15 protein-coding genes are annotated in these 13,019 nt (G+C 75.6%); 9 read left to right on the top strand and 6 right to left on the bottom strand.

The window, feature by feature from the left end; genetic code table 11:
* Nucleotides 1–27: 27 nt before the first annotated feature.
* Nucleotides 28–459 carry a DUF4307 domain-containing protein gene (locus ATJ88_RS14175; protein ID WP_098464379.1) on the bottom strand — a complete coding sequence of 144 codons (432 nt, stop codon included), beginning with the start codon at nt 457–459 and terminating at the stop codon, nt 28–30.
* Nucleotides 460–536: 77 nt separating this feature from the next.
* Here ATJ88_RS14175 and mca point away from each other — a divergent pair, with 77 nt between their 5' ends.
* From mca to ATJ88_RS14160, 3 genes are read left to right on the top strand one after another with little or no spacing between them, the layout of a single operon-like run.
* Nucleotides 537–1,409, top strand: a complete 873-nt coding sequence (gene mca, locus ATJ88_RS14170) for a mycothiol conjugate amidase Mca (protein WP_098464378.1) — start codon at nt 537–539, stop codon at nt 1,407–1,409.
* Between the two features lies 1 nt (nt 1,410).
* Nucleotides 1,411–1,785 (top strand): hypothetical protein, encoded by a 375-nt coding sequence (locus tag ATJ88_RS14165; protein WP_098464377.1) that lies wholly within the window; start codon nt 1,411–1,413, stop codon nt 1,783–1,785.
* Complete coding sequence (locus ATJ88_RS14160; protein WP_098464376.1) at nt 1,782–2,600, top strand: carbon-nitrogen hydrolase family protein; 819 nt, start codon at nt 1,782–1,784, stop codon at nt 2,598–2,600. Before ATJ88_RS14165 ends, ATJ88_RS14160 begins: the two co-directional genes overlap by 4 nt.
* 16 nt (nt 2,601–2,616) lie before the next feature.
* Here ATJ88_RS14160 and trhA read toward each other — a convergent pair whose 3' ends face one another.
* Nucleotides 2,617–3,387 carry a PAQR family membrane homeostasis protein TrhA gene (gene trhA, locus ATJ88_RS14155; RefSeq protein WP_170023638.1) on the bottom strand — a complete coding sequence of 257 codons (771 nt, stop codon included), beginning with the start codon at nt 3,385–3,387 and terminating at the stop codon, nt 2,617–2,619.
* 213 nt (nt 3,388–3,600) lie between these two features.
* Here trhA and ATJ88_RS14150 point away from each other — a divergent pair, with 213 nt between their 5' ends.
* Genes ATJ88_RS14150 through ATJ88_RS14140 form a run of 3 tightly spaced genes read left to right on the top strand, consistent with a single transcriptional unit; the run spans nt 3,601 to nt 6,094 of the window.
* A complete protein-coding gene (locus ATJ88_RS14150) occupies nt 3,601–4,362 on the top strand; it encodes an isoprenyl transferase (RefSeq protein ID WP_098464375.1) in 762 nt (253 codons plus the stop codon).
* Between the two features lie 35 nt (nt 4,363–4,397).
* On the top strand, nt 4,398–4,886 hold the full coding sequence (locus ATJ88_RS14145; protein ID WP_098464374.1) for a MarR family winged helix-turn-helix transcriptional regulator: 489 nt from the start codon (nt 4,398–4,400) through the stop codon (nt 4,884–4,886).
* Nucleotides 4,887–4,909: 23 nt separating this feature from the next.
* Nucleotides 4,910–6,094: a glycerate kinase gene (locus ATJ88_RS14140; protein WP_245852446.1), complete on the top strand. Its 1,185-nt coding sequence runs from the start codon at nt 4,910–4,912 to the stop codon at nt 6,092–6,094.
* A gap of 6 nt (nt 6,095–6,100) precedes the next feature.
* Here ATJ88_RS14140 and ATJ88_RS14135 read toward each other — a convergent pair whose 3' ends face one another.
* Both ATJ88_RS14135 and ATJ88_RS14130 read right to left on the bottom strand, forming a co-directional pair.
* Nucleotides 6,101–6,970, bottom strand: coding sequence for an RNA polymerase sigma-70 factor (locus ATJ88_RS14135; RefSeq protein WP_098464372.1), 870 nt, complete (start codon nt 6,968–6,970; stop codon nt 6,101–6,103).
* Between the two features lie 4 nt (nt 6,971–6,974).
* Nucleotides 6,975–7,598, bottom strand: coding sequence for a carboxymuconolactone decarboxylase family protein (locus ATJ88_RS14130; RefSeq protein ID WP_098464371.1), 624 nt, complete (start codon nt 7,596–7,598; stop codon nt 6,975–6,977).
* Nucleotides 7,599–7,763: 165 nt separating this feature from the next.
* Between ATJ88_RS14130 and ATJ88_RS14125 the strand changes: the two genes are divergently transcribed.
* From ATJ88_RS14125 to ATJ88_RS14115, 3 genes are read left to right on the top strand one after another with little or no spacing between them, the layout of a single operon-like run.
* On the top strand, nt 7,764–8,909 hold the full coding sequence (locus ATJ88_RS14125; protein WP_098465372.1) for a ferrochelatase: 1,146 nt from the start codon (nt 7,764–7,766) through the stop codon (nt 8,907–8,909).
* A 43-nt stretch (nt 8,910–8,952) separates the two neighbouring features.
* Nucleotides 8,953–9,711, top strand: coding sequence for a hydrogen peroxide-dependent heme synthase (gene hemQ / locus ATJ88_RS14120; protein WP_098464370.1), 759 nt, complete (start codon nt 8,953–8,955; stop codon nt 9,709–9,711).
* A 59-nt stretch (nt 9,712–9,770) separates the two neighbouring features.
* Nucleotides 9,771–10,601 (top strand): tryptophan-rich sensory protein, encoded by an 831-nt coding sequence (locus ATJ88_RS14115; RefSeq protein ID WP_098464369.1) that lies wholly within the window; start codon nt 9,771–9,773, stop codon nt 10,599–10,601.
* Nucleotides 10,602–10,605: 4 nt separating this feature from the next.
* On the opposite strand, the gene ATJ88_RS14110 is transcribed toward ATJ88_RS14115, so the two are convergent.
* On the bottom strand, nt 10,606–11,547 hold the full coding sequence (locus tag ATJ88_RS14110) for a putative protein N(5)-glutamine methyltransferase (protein WP_211287520.1): 942 nt from the start codon (nt 11,545–11,547) through the stop codon (nt 10,606–10,608).
* 23 nt (nt 11,548–11,570) lie between these two features.
* A complete protein-coding gene (locus ATJ88_RS14105; protein ID WP_098465370.1) occupies nt 11,571–12,848 on the bottom strand; it encodes a Glu/Leu/Phe/Val family dehydrogenase in 1,278 nt (425 codons plus the stop codon).
* Nucleotides 12,849–13,019 lie beyond the last annotated feature (171 nt).

The following is a 13,019-nucleotide window of genomic DNA, read 5'->3' as shown; positions in this document are numbered from 1 at the left end:
CCCGGTCCCGGCGCCCCGACCGGCCGGTCAGTCGTCGACGACCTCGCAGCCGACGACCGTCGCGGTGGTCGCCTCCTGGGACGTGCCGATCGTCACCTCGTAGGCGCTGGTGCGGGTGTCGACCGGGCCGACCTCGACGTCGAGCGTGCCGACCTGCGCGTAGCTGGGGGAGAGGGCGTCGACCGTGCACACCGCCCGGGTGCCGGGCGGCATGTGCACCTGGAACTGCGCGTCCACGTGCTCGGCGTCGACGACCGTGAACCCGATGTCCTCGTGGTCCACCGGGGCCGCCTGCTGCTGGGCGACGGTGTACCAGCCGACGGCCGCCACGGCCGCCACCAGCGCCGCACCGATCGCGATCTTCGCGCCGCGCCCCGTGCCCCGCGCGGCCGGGCGTCGGGCGCTCCCGTACCGGTCGTCGGGTGCGGTGGTGCCCGTCGGGGGCTGTGCCTCGCTCATGACACCATTGTGCTCGACGCCCCGGCAGTCCCGAACCACCCCAGGAGGACCCCGTGCCCGGTGAAACGCTGCGCCTCATGGCGGTGCACGCCCACCCCGACGACGAGTCGAGCAAGGGTGCCGCCACGACGGCCCGCTACGCCGCGGAGGGCGTCGAGGTCCTCGTGGTGACGTGCACCGGTGGCGAGCGCGGCGACGTGCTCAACCCGTCGTTCGCCGTGCCCGAGGGGCACGGGTTCGAGTCGCTGGACGAGAAGCGGGCCGTGCGCCGCCTGGAGATGGCCGCCGCCGCGCAGGCGCTCGGCGTCCGTCAGCACTGGCTCGGCTTCGTCGACTCGGGCCTGCCCGAGGGCGACCCGCTGCCGCCGCTGCCCGAGGGCTGCTTCGCCCTCGTGCCGCTGGAGGAGGCGTCGGCGCCGCTCGTCGAGCTGGTGCGCGAGTTCCGGCCGCACGTCATGACGACCTACGACCCCTCGGGCGGCTACCCCCACCCGGACCACATCAAGTGCCACGAGGTCGCCGTGGAGGCCTACCACGCGGCGGGCGACGCGGACCGCTACGTGGTCGAGGGCGGTGCCGCCCCGTGGGAGCCGCTCAAGCTGTACTACAACCACGGCTTCTCGATGGCGCGGCTGCGGGCCGCCCACGAGGCCATGGAGGGCGCGGGCCTGGAGTCCCCGTTCGGCGACTGGATCGAGTCGCGCACGGCGCGCGAGATCCCCGAGCGGGAGGTGACGACGCGCGTCGAGGTGGCCGAGTTCTTCGAGCAGCGCGACGCCGCGCTCGTGGCCCACGCGTCGCAGATCGACCCGGCGGGCTTCTTCTTCGCGGTCCCGCGGGACATCGAGGCGGACGTCTGGTCCACCGAGGAGTTCGAGCTCGCCGACTCGCGCGTGCCGACGTCGACGCCGGAGGACGACCTGTTCGCCGGTGTCCGGAAGGAGAACTGAGTTGCCGTACGCGTTGGTCGGCCGTCTGGCCGCGGCCGTGGACCCCGCCCCGTCGCCCAGCCCGACGGCGCGCCGCCTGGAGGACTGGGAGGTGACGCCGGGCCTGGAGGGCTTCCTGGCGACGTTCGGCGTCGCGGTGGCCGCGGTCCTGCTGTTCCTGTCCCTGGCGCGGCACATGCGCAAGGCGAACGCGTACGCGCGCGAGCACGGCATCGAGGTGCCGCAGCGGCGCACGATCGGGTTCCGTGCGGACTCGTCGCCGGACCTCGCCGCGAGCCCGGACACCGGGGCCGGCGCGGCCTCGGCCACGTCGCCGGGCGCCGCGCCGGGCGCGGACGGCGGCGGTCCGGACCGGTCGGGGCCGGGGGCGTCGTGACCACGCGGGTCACGGTCGCCCAGGTCGTCGTGTCGGACGACCGCGCCGCCAACCGGCAGGTCGTCGCCGACGCCTTCGCGGCGGCGGCGAGGGTGGGATCGGACCTGCTGCTGCTGCCGGAGTACGCCTCGGCCTACGACCGGCGCGGCGTGGGCGTGGAGCACGCCGAGCCGCTGGACGGCCCGTTCGTGACCGGCCTGCGGGGCCTGGCCGCGCAGCACGGGATCGCGGTGGTGGCGGGCGTGACGCTGCCGGGTGCGGACCCGGCGCCGGGCGAGGCCGCGCGGGCGGTCAACGCCGTCGTGGCGGTGGACGCCACCGGCGCGCTCGCCGGGGTGTACCGCAAGGTCCACCTGTACGACGCGTTCGGTACGCGCGAGTCGGACCGGCTGGAGCCGGGCCCGGTGGACGCGGAGCCGGTGACGATGCGGGTGGGGGACCTGACGTTCGGCGTCATCACCTGCTACGACCTGCGGTTCCCGGAGTCGGCGCGCCGGGTGGTGGACGCCGGGGCGGACGTCCTGGTGGTGCCCGCCGCCTGGATGGACGGTCCGGGCAAGGCACTGCACTGGCGCACGCTGCTCGCGGCGCGCGCGATCGAGAACACGATGGTCGCGATCGGCGTGGGCATGGCGGGCAAGGGCCTGACGGGCCGGTCGACGCTGGTGGGGCCGGACGGCGTCGTCGGCCTGGAGCTGGACGAGGCGCCGCAGCTGCGCACGGTGGACCTCGACGCCGAGGCCCTCGGGGCGGTGCGGGCGACGAACCCGTCGTTGGCGAACCGTCGCTACACGGTGGTGCCGCGCCCGCGCTGAGGCGGACGCGGTGCCCTCAGACGGCGAGCGTGGCGAGGTAGATCGCGACGGTGTGGCAGGCGAAGCCCACGACGGTGAGGGCGTGGAAGATCTCGTGGAACCCGAACCAGCGCGGTGACGGGTCGGGGAACTTGGTGCCGTAGACGACGGCGCCGAGGGTGTACGCGAGGCCGCCGGTGACGACGAGCCACACGATGGCGGGGCTGCCGTTGACCCAGAACTGGTCGATGTAGGCGACGGCGACCCAGCCGAGCGCGACGTACACGGGGACGTAGAACCAGCGGGGCGCGTTCATCCACAGCACCCGCGTGAGCAGGCCGGCGACGGCGCCGCCCCACACGATGCCGAGCATGATCGTCGCGCTGGAGCGGGGCAGCAGGGCGACGGCGAGCGGGGTGTAGGTGCCCGCGATGATGAGGAAGATGTTCGAGTGGTCGAGCCGGCGCAGCACGGCGGCGACCCGGGGTGACCAGTTGCCGCGGTGGTAGACGGCGCTGGTGCCGAACAGCAGCAGGGCGCTGAGACCGAAGATCGCGGCGGCGACCTTGCCGGCGACGGGTTCGGCGAGGGCGACGAGCACGATGCTGGACGCCAGCGCCAGCGGCGCGGTGACGAGGTGGATCCAGCCGCGCAGGCGCGGCTTGAGGCGCCGGGCCTGGGCGGCGGCCGACGTGCCGACGTTCTGCACGGCGCCGCGGGCGCCGGCGGCGGCCTCGCGGGCGGCGGCTCCGACGTCGGCGGGGTCGGGGACGCTCAGGCGGCGGCTCCGGTCGGCGGTTCCTGCCACGGGTGTCTCCTTCGGGGCGTTGCTCGAACTAACCTACGCTTCCGTAGGTTACGCCACCGTAGGCGATGTGCGCGGCGGTTGTCCCCGGGAGCCTGTGAAGATCGTGCGACGAGTCCGCAGGGAGCGCGCAGCGGGGCGCCCGGACGCGGTCCGGCCCCGACGCCGCGCGGTACCGTTGTCCCGATTCGTCCGCCCCGAGACCGTGAGGACCTCGTGCGCCTTCCCCACCCCCTGTACCGGCTGTACGAGCACCGGCTCGCCGCGTCGCTGGCCGGTCTCGGGACCCCCCGTCACGTCGGCGTCATCCTCGACGGCAACCGTCGCTGGGCCCGCTCGTTCGGGGAGACGGCCGCCACCGGGCACCGGCGCGGCGCCGACAAGATCGCCGAGTTCCTCGGCTGGGCGTCCGAGCAGGGCATCGAGGTCGTCACGCTGTGGATGCTGTCCACGGACAACCTCGCGCGGCCCAAGGCGGAGCTCGCCGACCTGCTCGACATCATCTCCGACGCCGTGAGCGACCTCGCCGCGACGGGGCGGTGGCGGCTGCGGATCGTGGGCCGCCTCGACCTCCTGCCGGAGCGGCTGTCCCGGGCGCTGCGCGCCGCCGCGGCGGCCACGGCGGACGTCGACGGGCTGCAGGTCAACGTCGCCGTCGGGTACGGCGGGCGGCACGAGATCGCGGACGCCGTGCGGGCCTACCTGCGCGCGGCGGCGGACGACGGCGCGACGCTGGCGGACCTCGCCGACAGCATCGACGTCGAGGACATCGCGGCGCACCTGTACACGAAGGGTCAGCCCGACCCGGAGCTCGTCATCCGCACCTCCGGCGAGCAGCGGGTGGGGGGCTTCCTCATGTGGCAGAGTGCGCACTCGGAGCTGTACTTCTGCGAGGCGTACTGGCCGGACTTCCGTCGCGTCGACTTCCTGCGGGCGTTGCGCGACTACTCCCGGCGGGAACGCCGGCTGGGACGTTAGGGCGTCGGCGAGGTCGCCGGGACAGGGGGAGCGTGATGGCCGCGTCGACGTCGAGCGTCTCGGGCACCGCCAAGGAGGCCGCGCGCACCTGGGAGGCGCTGTTCCGCACGCAGGTGACGCTGATGCGCCGCTTCCAGGCGGACGACGTCTGGGTCGAGCTGTCGATGCGCGAGTACGACGTCCTGTTCACGCTGTCGCGTGCCGACGGCGGCTGCCTGCGCCTGCGCGACCTCAACGAGGACGTGCTGCTCGCGCAGTCCTCGCTGTCGCGGATGGTGGAGCGGCTGGAGGCGCGCGGCCTGGTCACCCGGTCGGTGCCGCCGGACGACGCCCGCGGGACGCTGGTCGCGCTGACGCGCGAGGGTCGCCGCCTGCAGCGGGAGGTCGGCCGCCGCCACGTGCGCGCGATGGAGCAGTACGTGGGGTCGGCGCTGGACCCCGCCGAGCAGGCGGAGCTCACGCGCCTGCTGGAGCGGCTGCGTGCGGCGCAGCCGGGGATCGCGGACTGGTCGCCCCGCTCCTGATGGAAACCGCTATCCTCGGCGGCGTGACACCGTCGACACGCCCCGGGACAGCGCCCGACGCCGCCGCGCCGCACGTGGTGGTGGCCCCCGACTCGTTCAAGGGGAGCCTCGGTGCGCCGGAGGTCGCCGAGGCCGTCCGCCAGGGCGTCCTCGCCGCGGCCCCGCACGCCCGCGTCACCTGCCTGGCCATGGCCGACGGCGGGGAGGGCACGCTCGACGCGCTCGTGACCTCGTGGGGCGCGCCCGTGCACGAGGTCGGCACCTGCGACGCGCTCGGCCGTCCGACCACCGCCCGCTGGGCGGTCTCGCCCGAAGGCCGCACCGGGGTCGTCGAGCTCGCCGAGGCCAGCGGGCTGCCCGCCGTCGCCGACGAACCCCTGCAGCCGCTGCACGCGCACACCCGGGGCACCGGCGAGCTCGCGGCGGCCGTCCTGGACGCCGGGGTCGACGAGGTCCTGGTGTGCCTGGGCGGCTCGGCCTCCACCGACGGCGGCTCCGGGGTGCTCGTCGGCCTCGGCGCCCGGCTGCTCGACGCCGCCGGCGAGCCCGTCCCCGACGGGGGCGAGGGCCTGGCCCGCGTCGCCCGCCTCGACCTCGACGGGCTGCACCCGCGGGCCCGCGAGGTGCGCTGGCGGCTCGCCGTGGACGTCACGAACCCGCTGGTCGGCGAGCACGGCGCCGCCACCGTCTTCGGCCCGCAGAAGGGCGCCACGCCGGGCGACGTGGCGTTCCTCGACGCGGCGCTGTCGCGCTGGGCGGACCTGCTGGAGCAGGACACGGGCGTCGCGGTCCGCGACCTGCCGGGTGCAGGGGCCGCCGGCGGCGTCCCGGCCGCGCTCGTCGCGGTCCTCGGCGCCGTGCCCGAGCCCGGCGCGACGCTGGTGGCCGAGGCCGTGGGCCTCGCCGACGCCGTCGCCGACGCCGTGCTGGTCGTCACCGGCGAGGGGTCGTTCGACTCCCAGTCGGTGCGCGGCAAGGTCGCCGACGGCGTGGCCCGGGTCGCCGCCGCCTCCCCGGCCCGGCCGCCCGTCGTCGTCCTCGCGGGGCAGGTGCTGCTCCCGGCGGCGCAGGCGCACGCCGCCGGGATCGCCGCGGCCTTCTCGATCGCCCCGGGCCCGGTCGCGCTGGAGGACCTGCTGCCCCGCACGGCCGCGCGCCTGACCGACCTCGCCGCGTCCGTGACCCGCCTGGCGCTCGCCGGGCGCTGACCCGCGTCAGCGGACCAGCTCCCGTGCGACGTCCAGCCGGGACAGCTTCTCGGGGTTGGTCACCCCGTAGAGCCGGTGCACCCGCCCGCCGGACACGTCCAGCGTGATCGCCGCCGCGAGGCGGCCGTCGATCTCGACCCGCACGCCCGGCGCGCCGTTGATCCAGACGGGCGTCGCCACGACGTCCGTCTGCCGGGCCATGCCGCGCAGCAGCGCGGGAGCCAGGCGGTCGGCGCCCTCGATCGGCCTGCGCGCGGTGCCGCGGACGAGCCCACCGCCGTCGGAGAGGCCGACGACGTCCGGTGCGAGCACGTCGAGGAGGGCCTGCAGGTCACCCGTGGTGACGGCGTCCAGGAAGCGCCGCACCACCAGCTCCTGCTCGGCCCGGTCCACGCTGAGACGCGGGCGCCGCGCCGCGACGTGGCCGCGGGCCCGGTGCGCGATCTGGCGGACGGCGGGGACCGTGCGGTCCACGGCCGCGGCGATCTCGTCGTAGGGGACGTCGAACACCTCGCGCAGCACGAACACGGCGCGCTCGGTGGGGGCGAGGGTCTCCAGGACCGTCAGCATCGCCGTCGACACGCTGTCGGCGAGCTCGACGTCGTCCGCGACGTCCCGGGTGGTGAGCAGGGGCTCGGGGAGCCACTGCCCGACGTAGTCCTCCCGCCGGCGCGAGGCCGTGCGCAGCCGGTTGAGGGCCTGACGGGTGACCGCGCGCACCAGGTAGGCGCGCGGGTCCCGCACGTCCCCGCGGTCGACCGCCGCCCACCGCAGCCACGTCTCCTGGACCACGTCCTCGGCGTCGGCGGCCGAGCCGAGCATCTCGTACGCGACCGTGAAGAGCAGGCCGCGGTGGGCGGTGAAGTCGTCGCTCATGTGCTCACCGTGCCGCGGGGCGGGCGGGTGCCGCGAGCGGGGGCAGACCGCAGGCGTCCGCGAACTCCTGCGAGCGGATGCCGAGGGCGATGTTGGACCGCGCGGTCGCGTTCATGATGCCGACGCGCGCCGAGAGCTCCACGAGACCCGCCGGGCCCAGGTCGTCGAGGAGCGCCGCCGCGAGCTCGTCGGAGACCTCGACGGGGGTGCGGCACATGCCCTCCGCGTACTCCATGACGCGGCGCTCGGTCGGCGTGAAGACGTCGGACTCGCGCCAGCGGGGCACCTCCCGGGCGCGGCGCTCGTCCAGCCCGCGGTCGTGCGACAGGAAGTAGTGCAGGTCGAGGCAGAAGCCGCACCCGACCGCGGCGGCGGCCGCCATGTTCGCGAACGTCGCCAGGCTCGGGTCCAGCCGGTCCCAGCGCTCCGCCTTGCGCCCGACGCCCATGAGGTCGCGCAGCACGCGCCGGTGGTGCCACATGACGCCGAGGGAGTCGGGCACCTTGCCCAGCATGCGGCGGCTCAGGGACTTCGTCAGCGCGCCCTGCAGGCCGGTGATCTCCGCGGCGGGGACGCGGGGCGTCCCGGTCGGGAGCGGGCTGGGGACGATGCTCGGGGTGGTGCTCATGGTTCCTCCGTCCGTCGGTGCGGTCGACATGGAGACACCGCCCGGCCCGCCGGTGTGACAGCGGGTTCCGTTCCAGAGGTTCTGACGGGCCGTGCTTTCAATGTCACGTCGGTCCGGGGGTCCATCGGTCGTGGGCTCCCGGTGGTCGGGTGGATGATGGGTCCCATGCCTGCGACCCCCCGGTCACTCGACGTTGCCCCGTACGACGCGCTGCTGCTCTACTCCTTCGGCGGCCCGAACAAGCCCGAGGACGTCGTCCCGTTCCTGCGGAACGTGACGGTCGGCAAGGGCATCCCGGACTCCCGGCTGGAGGAGGTCGGCGAGCACTACTACGGCTTCGGCGGCAAGAGCCCCATCAACGAGCAGAACCTCGCGCTGAAGGCCGCGCTCGAGGCCGAGCTCGCCCGACGCGGCCTCGACCTGCCCGTCGTGTGGGGCAACCGCAACTGGGAGCCGTACACCACCGACGCGATCGACGAGCTCGAACGGCTGGGCGCGCAGCGCGCGGTCGCCCTCGTCACCTCCGCCTACTCGTCGTACTCCGGCTGCCGCCAGTACCGCGAGGACCTGGCCGTCGTGCTCGAGAAGCGCGGCCAGCTCGACGCCGACGGCTCGACCGGCGTGCAGTTCGACAAGATCCGCTCGTACTTCAACCACCCGGGCTTCGTGCAGGCCAACCTCGACGCCGTCGCCGACGGTTTCGCGGAGCTCGTCGCGAAGGGTGGCGACCCCCGCGCCGCGCGTCTGGTCTTCGTCACCCACTCCATCCCCGACACGATGGAGGCCGCGTCACGCCTGTCGCACGCCACCTACTCCGCGCAGCACCTCGACGTCGCGCGCACCGTGGTCGCCGGCCTCGCCGAGCGGCTCGGGCACGACGTCGCGTGGGACCTCGCCTACTGCTCCCGCTCCGGCCCGCCCAGCCAGCCGTGGCTCGAGCCGGACGTCAACGACCACCTCGAGGCGCTCGCCGGCGAGGGCGTCACGGACGTCGTCATGGCGCCCATCGGGTTCGTGTCCGACCACATGGAGGTCGCCTACGACCTCGACACCGAGGCGATGGCCACGGCCGCCGAGCTCGGCATGACGGCGGTGCGCGCAGGGACCGTCGGCACCCGCGAGCCGTTCGTGCGGGCCCTGGTGGACCTGCTGCTGGAGCGCGCCGCGATCGCCCGCGGCGAGGACGTCGCCGAGGAGACCGTGGGCGACCTGCCCGCGTACCGCTCGGTGTGCGCGCCCGGCTGCTGCCTGCGCCGCGACGGGGAGCCCAGCGGCGTCCCCGCGCTGTGCGGCTCCGGCCTGACCGTCTGAGCGCACCCCCGCCCGCCCGACCCACCTCCGAGGAGACCTCCGCATGACCGACACCCACGTCCACGGCGACACGGGCCACGACGTCGACACCACGGCGATCAACGAGGGCATCCGCTACACGATGTGGTCGGTGTTCGCGCTGTCGGAGTCCGTGCCGGCGGACGCCGCCGAGCGGGCCGCGCTCGTCGCCGAGGCGGAGGACGCCGTCTGGGGCGGCGCGACCGAGCGTGACGCCGCCGCCACCGAGGGCGACGTCGTCGTGCGCGGCTGGTACGACGTGGGCGGCCTGCGCGCGGACGCGGACCTCATGCTCTGGACGCACGGCCCGAGCATCGAGGCGGTGCAGGGCGCCTACCGCCGGCTGCTCGCCTCGGCGCTGGGACGCGGCCTGGAGCCGGTGTGGTCGGTGGCGGCGCTCCACCGTCCGGCGGAGTTCAACCGCGGTCACGTGCCCGCGTTCCTCGCGGGCGAGGAGCCGCGCGAGTACCTGTGCGTGTACCCGTTCGTCCGGTCGTACGACTGGTACCTGCTCCCCGAGGACGAGCGCCGCACGATGCTGCGCGACCACGGCACGGCCGCCGCGGGGTACAAGGACGTGCGCGCGAACACGGTGTCGGCGTTCGCCCTCGGGGACTACGAGTGGCTCCTGGCCTTCGAGGCCTCGGAGCTGCACCGCATCGTCGACCTCATGCGCGACCTGCGGGCCACCGAGGCGCGGCGCCACGTCCGCGAGGAGATCCCGTTCTACACCGGTCCGCGCACGACGCTCGCGGCGTGGGTGGACGCGCAGCCGCAGGACTGAGGGGCGGGCGGCTCGCCGCCCGAGATGCTCAGCATGCTGACCTTTGCCATGCTGGGTGGATGACCGCACCCACCGGCACCACCACGACCACCGGACCCACCGCCGCCGACCGCGTCCGCCAGGCGGTGGTGCTCGTCGGGGCGCTCGTCGCCGTCGCCGCGGCGGCGGTCGGCTCCGGCGCCTTCGGCGGGCAGCCGATCCAGGACGCCGCGGGCGGCGCGCTGTCCGCCGAGGCCACCGTCGTCGCCCCCGGCACCCCGGCGTTCCGCATCTGGTCCGTCATCTACCTCGGGCTCGTCGTCACCGCCGTCGTCCAGGCCCTGCCCGGACGTGCCGCCGACCCGCGCTGGCGGGCCACCGCCTGGTGGGTGCTGGCGTCCATGGCGCTCAACGCCCTGTGGATCGCCGTCGTGCAGGCCGGGTGGCTGTGGGGGAGCGTGGTCGTCATCGCCGCGCTGCTCGTCGTGCTGGGCGTCCTGCTCGTCCGGTACGTGCGGCTCCCGCGCACCCGGACCCTCGACGGCGTCGTCGCCGAGGCCACCACCGGCCTCTACCTCGGCTGGGTGTGCGTCGCCACCCTCGCGAACGTCACCGCGGCGCTGTCCGCCGCCGCCGTGGGTGACCTGGGCCTGGGCGCGTCCGCCTGGGGCGCCGTCCTCGTGCTCGCGGGCGCGGCGATCGTCGTCGCCGTCGCCGTCCGCGCCGTGCGGCGACCCGTCGTCGCCGTGGCCACCGGCCTCGCCGCCGGGTGGGGGCTGGCGTGGATCGCCGTCGCCCGCACGCAGGGGCCGCTCGTCGACGCGACCGTCGCGACCGCCGCGACCGTGGCCGCCGCCGTCGCGGCCCTCGTGCCCGTGGCGCTCGTCGTCCTGGCGCGCCGGCGTCGCTGAGCCCTCAGGGGCGGGTCGTCGGCGCCGTCCCCACGAGGACGAGGCCGCCCGGCACGCGGTGACCGGGCGCCGTGCCGTCGGCGGGTGCCCGCCCGGCAGGCGGTCCGGGAGCCGCGCCGAGGTCGTCCCACGGGTCGTCCCCGGGGTCGCCGTGGACCACCGCGACCCGCAGCCCGGCGCCCCGCAGGACGTCCGTCGCGACCTCGACCTGACCCTCGCCGACCTCGACCAGCAGGGCACCGCCCGGCGCCAGCCATCCGCCCGCGACGGCGGCCACGCGGCGCACGACGTCCAGCCCGTCACCGCCGCCGTCGAGCGCCGCGACCGGCTCGTGCTCTCGGGCCTCCGGCGGCAGCGTGGGCAGGGTGCCGGTCGGCACGTACGGGGCGTGGCACAGCAGCAGGTCGACGCGACCGCGCAGCGTCGCCGGGACCGGGGCGAACAGGTCGCCGGTGTGCACCGCGGCGCCCAGCGGACCCAGGTTGCGCACCGCGTGCGCGGTGGCCGCGGGATCGAGGTCGCTGGCGTGCAGCTCGACGGCGACCCCGCGGTCCCGCGCGGCGAGCAGCACGGCCCCGCCGACCGCGCCGCAGCCGCAGCACAGGTCCAGCACCACCGGCGGTCCCGTCGCCCCGACGTCGTCCGGGCCGGGCAGGAGCCCCGCCCCGACCTCCACGAGCAGCTCGCTGCGGCGGCGCGGCACGAACACGCCCGGCCCCACGGACCAGCGGCGCCCGGCGAGCTCCGCCCAGCCGAGCACGTGCTCCAGCGGCTCGCCGGCCACCCGGCGCGCGACCAGCGGCTCCAGCAGCGCGGCGTCCGGGCCGGGAGAACCGCCGCCCGGCCGGGCGGCGTCCTCCAGCAGCACGGCCTCGTCCTCCGCGAACACGCAGCCCGCGGCCCGCAGGCGCGCCACCAGGCCCGGTGACGGCGCGCCGGCCGCCACCGGGTGCCGGACCGGCGCGCCCGTCAGGGGTACAGCCCGCGGATCTGGTGCGCCTCGGCGGTGCGCTGCACGCCGATGATCAGCGCGGCCTCCCGCAGCGACAGCTCGTCCCGACGCGCCAGCGCCGACACGGACGCGTACGCGGACGCCATCCGCCAGGCCAGCTTCTCGGCGATCTCCGGCTCCGTCCACCAGTACGCCTGGTTCGCCTGGACCCACTCGAAGTACGACACGACCACGCCGCCGGCGTTCGCGAGCACGTCGGGGACCACCGTGACGCCCTTGGCCGCCAGGATCTCGTCCGCCGCCGTCGTCGTGGGCCCGTTGGCGCCCTCGACGACCCAGCGGGCGCGCACGTGGTGCGCCGTGGTCGCCGTGAGCACGCCCTCCACGGCGGCGGGCACGAGCACGTCCACGTCCAGGCCCAGCAGCTCCTCGTTCGACACCGGGTCGGCGCCGTCGAACCCCACGACCGACCCCGTCCGCTCCACGTGCGTGAACAGCCGCGCCACGTCCAGGCCGTCGTCGGCGCGCACGCCCCCGTACTGGTCGCTCACCGCGACGACCTTCGCGCCGCGCTCGGCGAAGATTGCCGCCGCGTGCCCGCCCACCTTGCCGAAGCCCTGGATCGCGACGGACACCGAGTCCAGCGGGACGTCGTCCTCCTTCAGCGCGGCCGCCGTCACGTGCACGATGCCCGCGCTGGTCGCCGTGCCACGGCCCAGCGACCCGCCGACGGTCAGCGGCTTGCCCGTGACCACCGCGGGGATCGTGTAGCCGCGGTTCACGGAGTACGTGTCCATGATCCACGCCATCGTCCCGGCGTCCGTGCCCATGTCGGGCGCCATGATGTCGGTCTCGGGCCCGATGACGGGCATGAGCTCGGACGTGTACCGGCGCGTCACCCGCTCCAGCTCCGCCGTCGAGTGCTCCCGCGGGTCGATGCCGATGCCGCCCTTCGCGCCGCCGAACGGCAGGTCGACGATCGCGCACTTCCAGGACATCCACATGGCCAGCGCCCGCACCTCGTCGATGTCGACGCTCGGGTGGTAGCGCAGGCCGCCCTTGCCGGGGCCGCGGGACACGTTGTGCTGCACGCGGAAGCCGTGGAACAGCGCCGAGGAGCCGTCGTCCCGGCGCAGGGGGACCGCCACGTGCATCTCACGACGCGGGGTCGCGAGCATCTGGTGCAGCCCGTCGTCGTAGCCCAGGTGGGCGACCGCCGTCGCCAGCTGGTGGTGCGCCGTCGCCAGGGGCGAGGCGTCGGCCGCGGGGGCCGGGCGGGTCGACGTCGTCGTCAACGGGTCCTCCTCGGAGGTCGGGGCACGGCCGAGGGTGGTGGCCCTGCCGGTCACGGGACCCGTTCCGGGCCCCAGGGAAGAACGTACCCCCGTCCGGCGGGGCCGGGCTTGGCAGCCAGGGTCGCGCGCGCCGCCGGATCCGTACAAGACGACCTCGGCGCCACGGGGGCA

Origin of the sequence: Isoptericola jiangsuensis (genome assembly GCF_002563715.1) — a bacterium.
GTDB classification, from domain to species: Bacteria; Actinomycetota; Actinomycetes; order Actinomycetales; family Cellulomonadaceae; genus Isoptericola; species Isoptericola jiangsuensis.
Note: the sequence above shows the minus strand (reverse complement) of the source record. Positions and strands in the feature narration are given on the sequence as shown.

What these genes read in the sequence shown, in the direction of transcription:
- mca (WP_098464378.1), top strand. Translation starts at nt 537, where the DNA reads ATGGCGGTGCACGCCCACCCCGACGACGAGTCGAGCAAGGGTGCCGCC.
- ATJ88_RS14125 (WP_098465372.1), top strand. Translation starts at nt 7,764, where the DNA reads ATGCCTGCGACCCCCCGGTCACTCGACGTTGCCCCGTACGACGCGCTG.
- ATJ88_RS14145 (WP_098464374.1), top strand. Translation starts at nt 4,398, where the DNA reads ATGGCCGCGTCGACGTCGAGCGTCTCGGGCACCGCCAAGGAGGCCGCG.
- ATJ88_RS14135 (WP_098464372.1), bottom strand. Translation starts at nt 6,970, where the DNA reads ATGAGCGACGACTTCACCGCCCACCGCGGCCTGCTCTTCACGGTCGCG.
- hemQ (WP_098464370.1), top strand. Translation starts at nt 8,953, where the DNA reads ATGACCGACACCCACGTCCACGGCGACACGGGCCACGACGTCGACACC.
- ATJ88_RS14130 (WP_098464371.1), bottom strand. Translation starts at nt 7,598, where the DNA reads ATGAGCACCACCCCGAGCATCGTCCCCAGCCCGCTCCCGACCGGGACG.
- ATJ88_RS14115 (WP_098464369.1), top strand. Translation starts at nt 9,771, where the DNA reads ATGACCGCACCCACCGGCACCACCACGACCACCGGACCCACCGCCGCC.
- ATJ88_RS14175 (WP_098464379.1), bottom strand. Translation starts at nt 459, where the DNA reads ATGAGCGAGGCACAGCCCCCGACGGGCACCACCGCACCCGACGACCGG.